A 6,855-nucleotide genomic window follows, 5' to 3' on the forward strand; every position below is an offset into this window, starting at 1 on the left:
CATCGCAAGTAGCTATGGATCGAGTAACAACCCATGAATACGCTGGTACTCACGGATCATGATGGCGTTTTTTAGCTCTGTTGGTGAAAGAACAGAGTTAGGAAATTCTTCCGGTGCGTAGCGGGGATTATACCAACTTTGAGTGTCAAAGTAACGCTGTAACTTTTGCTCTTTGAACCGACGACCGTGGCGAGCATAGATTTCGTTACGCATAACCGTTAATTCCCAGGCACTACGCCCCTTCAGGTCTGTCGAAGTGAGCAGTCGGGCTTGAACTAATGGTGTTGATGTCGCAGCTAAGACATTAGATTCGGGAACTAGTGCCTCCTTGGAAGCTTTTTGGGAAACAGTTTCCGATACAGGCTCCTGAGGCTGATTATCTGGTACAAAGTTGGGCTCAGGGAGATCAACTTCTGGTGCACTGATGCTGGGTTTTGCTATGCTGTTGGTAGTCTCTGCATAGGCAAAGTTTGAATACTTCAGCGCTGAAGTCTGCTGTTTACTATTGGCTGCGGCATCTTGTTCGGATAAAACCAGCCAAGAGGAAATTCCTCCAGCAACAAATCCCCCAGCAAATATCGCTGAAGCCAACCCTACCCTAGAACCGAAACGTCCATTTGATAAATAGCTTGGCTTTGGTTTCCGTGATTTTGATTTTCTTGAAGACTTCTGGGCTTCTGAAGTATGGACATCAACTTCCTCCAGTTCTTCCAGCTTGTCTTCATCCAGAAAGATGTAGGAAATGGTATCCAGCAATTTTTGCTGGCTAACTCTTTGAATGGGAGATTGTTTGGTTGAATCTGTCGACTCTACTGTTTGGCTAACAGGTTTGGCATCAGGGTATTGTTTAGTCTCTACTATTTGGCTAACAGGTTTGGCATCAGGGTATTGTTTAGTCTCTACTATTTGACTAACAGGTTTGCGATCTAGGGTTTCTGCTGCTGTCGCAACAGGCTTGTAGAAAGGGTATTGTTGGGTAGAATACTTTGCTAACCCAATCGGTTTGTAAAAAGGGTACTGTTTGGTAACATATGTTGCCGACGCAACAGGTTTGTAAAAAGGGTACTGTTTGGTAACATATGTTGCCGACGCAACAGGTCTTTGAACTGCTAAGGTAGCTCGGTGAAAAGTTTGTGTCTGTGACTGGGGTTTTTGCAAAGGTTTTTGCACAGTTGTTTGAGTTTCTGGAGTGCTAGGAGCAATCTTCTTGCTGTCGTTATCTTCTAGAAATAGAGAGAGCAAATCGGGTATGCTGAACAGTTCCTCCTGTTGTCTATCAGCCTGATCGAGGTTCTTCTTTGTGACAGTCCTACTGCAAGTATCCATATTGTCTGTCTTTGACATTTTAGGCAGTTATCTTGTTTGCAAAAGGTGTATGTAGCAGGATTTCTACATACGAGTAGGCTTGCTGAAGCACTAGGAAATGGTTATTACAATTGGGTAGGTAACACGGCAAGTTTCTTTTCTATCATCTCAATGCACCGTAACAGTACGCAATGAGTCTGCAATCAAAATTTGATGTCATCCTAAAAATCAGCGATCGCTCTAAGTTCTTCACAATAACAGAACTCAAAGCGATCGCTCAAGAAAAATCATATAAGAAATAGTCAAGAGTCAGTAGCAAAAAGTTTCCACTGTGGACTCTGGACTATTAACTCTTGACTAATTACTTACTTGCTCAATCGTAGATCTTAACCCATTATTATTGAGCGTGTTGAGCATTTGCTCGGCGTTAGAACGACTGCTAAATACTCCTGCCTGCATAACTGCCTTGCCTTGCCAGTAAGTAGGGAAAGCGCCAGGAGCAAGAAATCTGACTAACTCCTGATCCCTTTGAGTTTGTACTTCTGCCACTACTCGGAAACGCAAACCCATCTGGGAACTTCCCGCATAAGCTGTTTTGGCAGAATTTTCAGGTAGTGGTACTTTTGGCACATTGCCAGTATTACCAGCTGGCAACAGGGCCGAGGAGCCTACTTGGGCAGGTTTTAGTGCTGGTAATGGCTGTCTTTGATTTGCTATTGGTACAGGTGCTACTGGAGTAGATAGAGACTGGAATCGAGGCGCAACAAACTCAACTGTATTAGGCGCAACCTGTACATAATTTACCTGTGGTGCAGATGTCTTGACTGTATTTGCTGTTTGCCAACCTGTAGCTGTTTGTTTGCCTACCAAGCTACTAGGCATAGGAAATGCCGCAGCACTTCTTGAGGTGGGTTGCTTGAGGTTAGGAGGAGTCGCAACGAATGGAGATCTGACTGCTTGCGTGGATTGCTTTGGTTTTATGGATGTTGCACCACTAGCAGTTGTTTGCAATGGTAGCAGCTGATTGTTTGATTGCCCAGAAGTATTATTTTTGGCAGAATAGGTGGGGTTCGGAGGAGGTGGTAAGGTGGAGGCAGAAACTATTCTCGAACCCCCACGACTCGGGGTTGCCGTGTTTACCCTTTTACGTGTCCTCATTTCTGTTAACGCCAATGGCTGCCAATTATTATTAGAGACACCAGGTGCAGAAAAGGTGATTTCTTGGCCTGTTTGTGTTTCCTGGGCAGTATTGTTAGGAACAGAAGAGGATGGCAAGTCCCGAGCTATGGCAACTGTTGTACCTTTTGTATCTAACTTACCAGCAATGCGATCGCTTGCTAGGGTGTTACCGTAGGCAGCAATGATTTGCTTGGCTGCACTGGCATTAATGTCATAACGGGCATTATTGCGAAATTTATTTCCGCCTGGTTCCGAGGCGTTACCTAAATCAGGCTGTGCTTGGGCGATCGCCACCAACCCATCTTCTTTACTACCTTCAATTACGTTATTCCGCAAAACCGGGCGAGAAGAAGCTTGTACAATAATTCCACTTCTATTGTTTTGGATCTGATTGCCTACCACCATAGGCTCGGCTTTTTGAGCAATATTAATGCCAAACCCGGTTTCTTTAAACACATTATCTCGTACTTCTCCACGAGATGTGCCAGTCAGAGTGATCCCGTTCGCCCCGTTGCGGTGAAAGAAATTATTGCGAATTGTTGCTGTAGCGTTGCCACTCAAGGCTATTCCATCTTGGGTACAGCCAGTAAAAGTACTATCTGTAACTGTGAAACCGCTGGATTCAATCCACAAGCCATAACCACGGGGGTTAGAATTTGTTACCGTGACGCCAGTCAGTTGTGCTTCCTTCGCACTGACGATCGCAATATTTTTACTACCAAAACTGCGACTGAGGTAATCACCACCTCCGGTAACGATCACATCGCGACCTCTACTACCAGCATCTCCTTGAATGGAAACACCAGGTTTGAGTATTAAAGGAAATACCTCTCCCGTTTCGGCACTGTAAGTTCCTTTACTGAGCTTGATCGTAGTATTAGGACTAGCAACTCGCAAAGCTTGGGTAATAGTTTTTAAAGGAGTGCTTTCACCGCCATTACCCTGCTTGTCATTTCCGACACTTGGGTTGACAAACAACACATTAACCTGAGAAATTGTTGTCTCACCAAGGTGCATTTGAGCCGGTGTTGTGGGTGTCTGAGCAATAGCAACATCGAGGCAACTACCAAAAAATGCCAGACTCGCCATACTCATGCCAGCAGCGAGATAAAACAAACACGTAGAACCGGACATAGAAAGCATTGCTACTTCTACATACGGATGTAGTTTGCGCTCTTGGTTAATCCTTTCTACTGATGACATCTTTGCCTGACAAGACTTACGAACAACGTGGGGGTAAATCACCTTTACTGCACTCCTTACAACCAACTAGCAATTTTTATACTCTGTGAATGACGAAAATGTCGACAATAACACTCACATGCCAATGTAATGGCAATTTTTGATACAAAATGCTTTAATGAAGGGCCTGGGGTATAGAGGTTGGAATAAAAGTATTTTATAGTTTCTAATTTCTAATTCCTATTCCTTAATCTGAAATCTTTAGTCAAAAATTTATAGATATGCAAAAAATATTGCGTGTATGAAAGAGCCTGGCTGTTACGATGAAAAGACTAATGGGGTTGTTGTAATGGTCGAGCCATACAGCCAAAGGGAACAAATACATCAAGTTGTTTACCGCATATTAGATGCAAATCTAGACCGTGCGCGTGAAGGTTTGCGAATCATCGAAGAGTGGTGTCGCTTTGGTTTGAATAATGCCCAGTTGGCTGGGGAATGCAAGCGGATGCGACAAGAGGTAGCAAGTTGGCATACTGCTGAACTGCGGATAGCGCGGGATACAACAGGCGATCCCGGTACTGAATTAACCCATCCGCAGGAAGAACAACGCGCCAGTATCAAATCGTTGCTGCAAGCGAACTTCTGTCGAGTAGAAGAAGCCTTGCGAGTGCTGGAAGAATACGGCAAGCTTTATCACCCGAATATGGGGAAAGCTTTTAAGCAGATGCGCTATCGAGTTTATACCCTAGAGAGTAATTTAATGGGTTATCAGCGACATCAATTACTGCTGCGATCGCGCTTGTATCTTGTCACCTCTCCAACTGAAAAGCTACTGGAAATAGTCGAGGCTGCACTCAAGGGTGGATTAACGCTAGTCCAATATCGCGACAAGAATGTTGATGACGCTGTGCGGCTCGAACAAGCTCAAAAATTACGGCAGTTATGCTACACTTACAACGCGATTTTCATTATTAATGACCGAGTCGATTTAGCCTTGGCGGTAGATGCTGACGGCGTACATTTGGGACAACAAGATATGCCCATTGGTATAGCCCGACAATTACTAGGCCCGCATCGATTGATTGGTCGCTCTACCACAAATGCTGACGAAATGCAACGGGCAATCAAAGAAGGCGCGGATTATATCGGTGTCGGGCCTGTTTATGAAACTCCCACAAAAGCAGGTAAGGCCGCAGCAGGTTTGGAATATGTTAGACATGTCGCTAAAAATTGTCCCATACCTTGGTTTGCGATTGGGGGTATAGACCCAAATAATATCAATGAAGTGATTGATGCGGGAGCAAGGCGTGTAGCTGTGGTGCGTGCTATCATGCAAGCCGAACAACCTACCTTAGTGACACAATATTTTCTGTCGCAGCTAAATCGCATTCAACCAGATCCTGATAAGTCCTATGTCGAATCAAATTACCCTTCAGGTCAATGGAGAACCTCGTAGCTGCCCATTTCAAACTCTTTTACCTGATTTGCTTGAACAGCTGGGGTTTAATCCCCGCTTGGTGGCAGTAGAATATAACGGCGAAATTTTACACCGCCAATATTGGCAGCAGACAAAAGTACAAGAGGGCGATCGCTTGGAAATTGTCACTATTGTTGGTGGTGGTTAAGTCAACAAACAGGAGTAACGAGATTCAGGCATATAAAGCCATCGGTGCAGGTTTCTCTTGTTGGCTATTACTCTTCCCTTGCAACCGAGTTGTTCGCGCAACTGCCGATCTTGACATAAAAGTCGAAATGCTTTGAAAGTCTCGCAGCCAGAATTGGGATTCACCAATATGCCATTTTCTCCGTGGCGGACTGCATCCGCTGCATCGCCTAAACAAGAGGCGATTACGGGTTTGCCAAAGTAACCTGCTTCTAGGTAAACAATGCCAAGATCGGACATATTGGCAGCTTTGCCATTAAGTAAAGCTAGCATAGCAAAGATGTCACAAGCTGCATAATAGCCAGCTAGCTCACTATCTTGTACATATCCGGCAAAGTGTACCCATCTGTCCAGCCGCAAGCGCCGCACCTGAGATTGAAGTTTTGACTCAAAAGGCCCTTCTCCGCAGATTATATAGTGGACATCTAGCCCTAAAGTCAGCAGCAGTGGTAAATTATCAATGACTAGGTCAAAGCCTTTGTGCTTTTCCAGTCTGCCCACTGAAAGAATAACTATTGCAGTTTCCGGGATATTGTAACTGTTCCGCACTCGTATGCGTAAATCTTCAACAGCAGCGCGATCCCCAATACCAAATTTTTTCCTTCTCACCACTGGAGAAATGATGTGGGTGGGGGTATTAAATTGAAAATGAGTGGTTAGCACATCACGGGTGTAGGAACTGTTACAAACAATGCCTTCTGCTCGTTTTAGGATGAATGCAAATAGCGATCGCCCGATGGGATTGCGTAAAGCACATAAAATATCATTACCATGTAAGTAGATAAAAAAGCGAATAGGTAAAAAATAACTTAAAAGCAATAGAGAGAAAAATTCATAACCATGACCCCACTCAATATAGCGGTAGTGATAACGAAAATAGAGTTTAATCGCTAGCAAAAAAGACCAGAAAATATTGAGAATTGGAACGAAGAAGATTTCTTTCCAACCAACACGCCAGGATTGAGGAATTTGCCAGCGATATACAGGAAACCGTTGCGATCGATCAAAGTCTTTATCTCCTGCACAACCAGCTGTGAGAACTATCACCCTCTCCGTATCTTGCAGACAGCGATTGTAGATATATTCCTCAATACCACCCTCTGTTGGGAGAAAAGTACGGCATATGACCAGGATATCTGGGGATGCGGTTTTATCCCTGATTGTCGCCACCCTTGATGAAATTTGTTCCATCAGAAACCTGCTCAATAAATTTCAAAACTTCACGAATTTAGGTATTTATCCTGTGAAATAAGCAAGGGAAGCACAAAAATTTTGCTTCCCATTTAGCAGTCACTGACTACCTGAATACTTATTTCCTGATTGGTTTTCTGTGCGATCGCTCTCAGTTACTTTGCGGTTACAAGAGATAGTTGCAGTATTTATCTGCAACTATCATATCAATTGTTTATTTGGCGTTGCTGAATTTGGTCATGAATTATGTGTGCATACATTTTTGTAGTTCGATGCCAAATCATTGTAGAGACGTAGCAATGCTACGTCTCTACATACCCGTGAATTGTAAATTC

General features: G+C 44.0%; 5 protein-coding genes. 2 read left to right on the forward strand and 3 right to left on the reverse strand.

The annotated features are described in order from the left end of the window. Positions 1-12: 12 nt before the first annotated feature. Together HXY43_RS08470 and HXY43_RS08475 are read right to left on the reverse strand one after the other, a co-directional pair. The gene (locus HXY43_RS08470; RefSeq protein ID WP_290882168.1) at positions 13-1,344 is read right to left on the reverse strand and encodes a YARHG domain-containing protein; all 1,332 of its coding nucleotides are present in this window, start codon (positions 1,342-1,344) and stop codon (positions 13-15) included. 318 nt (positions 1,345-1,662) lie between these two features. Beyond that, entirely contained in the window at positions 1,663-3,627 is a 1,965-nt protein-coding gene (locus HXY43_RS08475) for a DUF1565 domain-containing protein (protein ID WP_290882189.1), read from the reverse strand. Between the two features lie 340 nt (positions 3,628-3,967). On the opposite strand from HXY43_RS08475, the gene HXY43_RS08480 reads away from it, so the two are divergent. Beyond that, positions 3,968-5,122 carry a thiamine phosphate synthase gene (locus HXY43_RS08480; protein ID WP_026731537.1) on the forward strand — a complete coding sequence of 385 codons (1,155 nt, stop codon included), beginning with the start codon at positions 3,968-3,970 and terminating at the stop codon, positions 5,120-5,122. Beyond that, positions 5,079-5,291 carry a sulfur carrier protein ThiS gene (gene thiS, locus HXY43_RS08485; protein WP_290882173.1) on the forward strand — a complete coding sequence of 71 codons (213 nt, stop codon included), beginning with the start codon at positions 5,079-5,081 and terminating at the stop codon, positions 5,289-5,291. The genes HXY43_RS08480 and thiS overlap by 44 nt, the downstream gene beginning before the upstream one ends. Here the strand turns inward: thiS and HXY43_RS08490 are convergent. Then, the gene (locus HXY43_RS08490) at positions 5,288-6,520 is read right to left on the reverse strand and encodes a glycosyltransferase family 4 protein (RefSeq protein WP_290882176.1); all 1,233 of its coding nucleotides are present in this window, start codon (positions 6,518-6,520) and stop codon (positions 5,288-5,290) included. The genes thiS and HXY43_RS08490 overlap by 4 nt on opposite strands. Positions 6,521-6,855 lie beyond the last annotated feature (335 nt).

It is taken from the genome of Fischerella sp. (genome assembly GCF_013388695.1).
Classification (GTDB): domain Bacteria; phylum Cyanobacteriota; class Cyanobacteriia; order Cyanobacteriales; family Nostocaceae; genus PCC9605.

Bases quoted from the DNA above. Each gene is read 5' to 3' on its own strand.
- HXY43_RS08470 (WP_290882168.1), bottom strand. From the start codon at position 1,344: ATGTCAAAGACAGACAATATGGATACTTGCAGTAGGACTGTCACAAAG.
- HXY43_RS08475 (WP_290882189.1), bottom strand. From the start codon at position 3,627: ATGCTTTCTATGTCCGGTTCTACGTGTTTGTTTTATCTCGCTGCTGGC.
- HXY43_RS08480 (WP_026731537.1), top strand. From the start codon at position 3,968: ATGAAAGAGCCTGGCTGTTACGATGAAAAGACTAATGGGGTTGTTGTA.
- thiS (WP_290882173.1), top strand. From the start codon at position 5,079: ATGTCGAATCAAATTACCCTTCAGGTCAATGGAGAACCTCGTAGCTGC.
- HXY43_RS08490 (WP_290882176.1), bottom strand. From the start codon at position 6,520: ATGGAACAAATTTCATCAAGGGTGGCGACAATCAGGGATAAAACCGCA.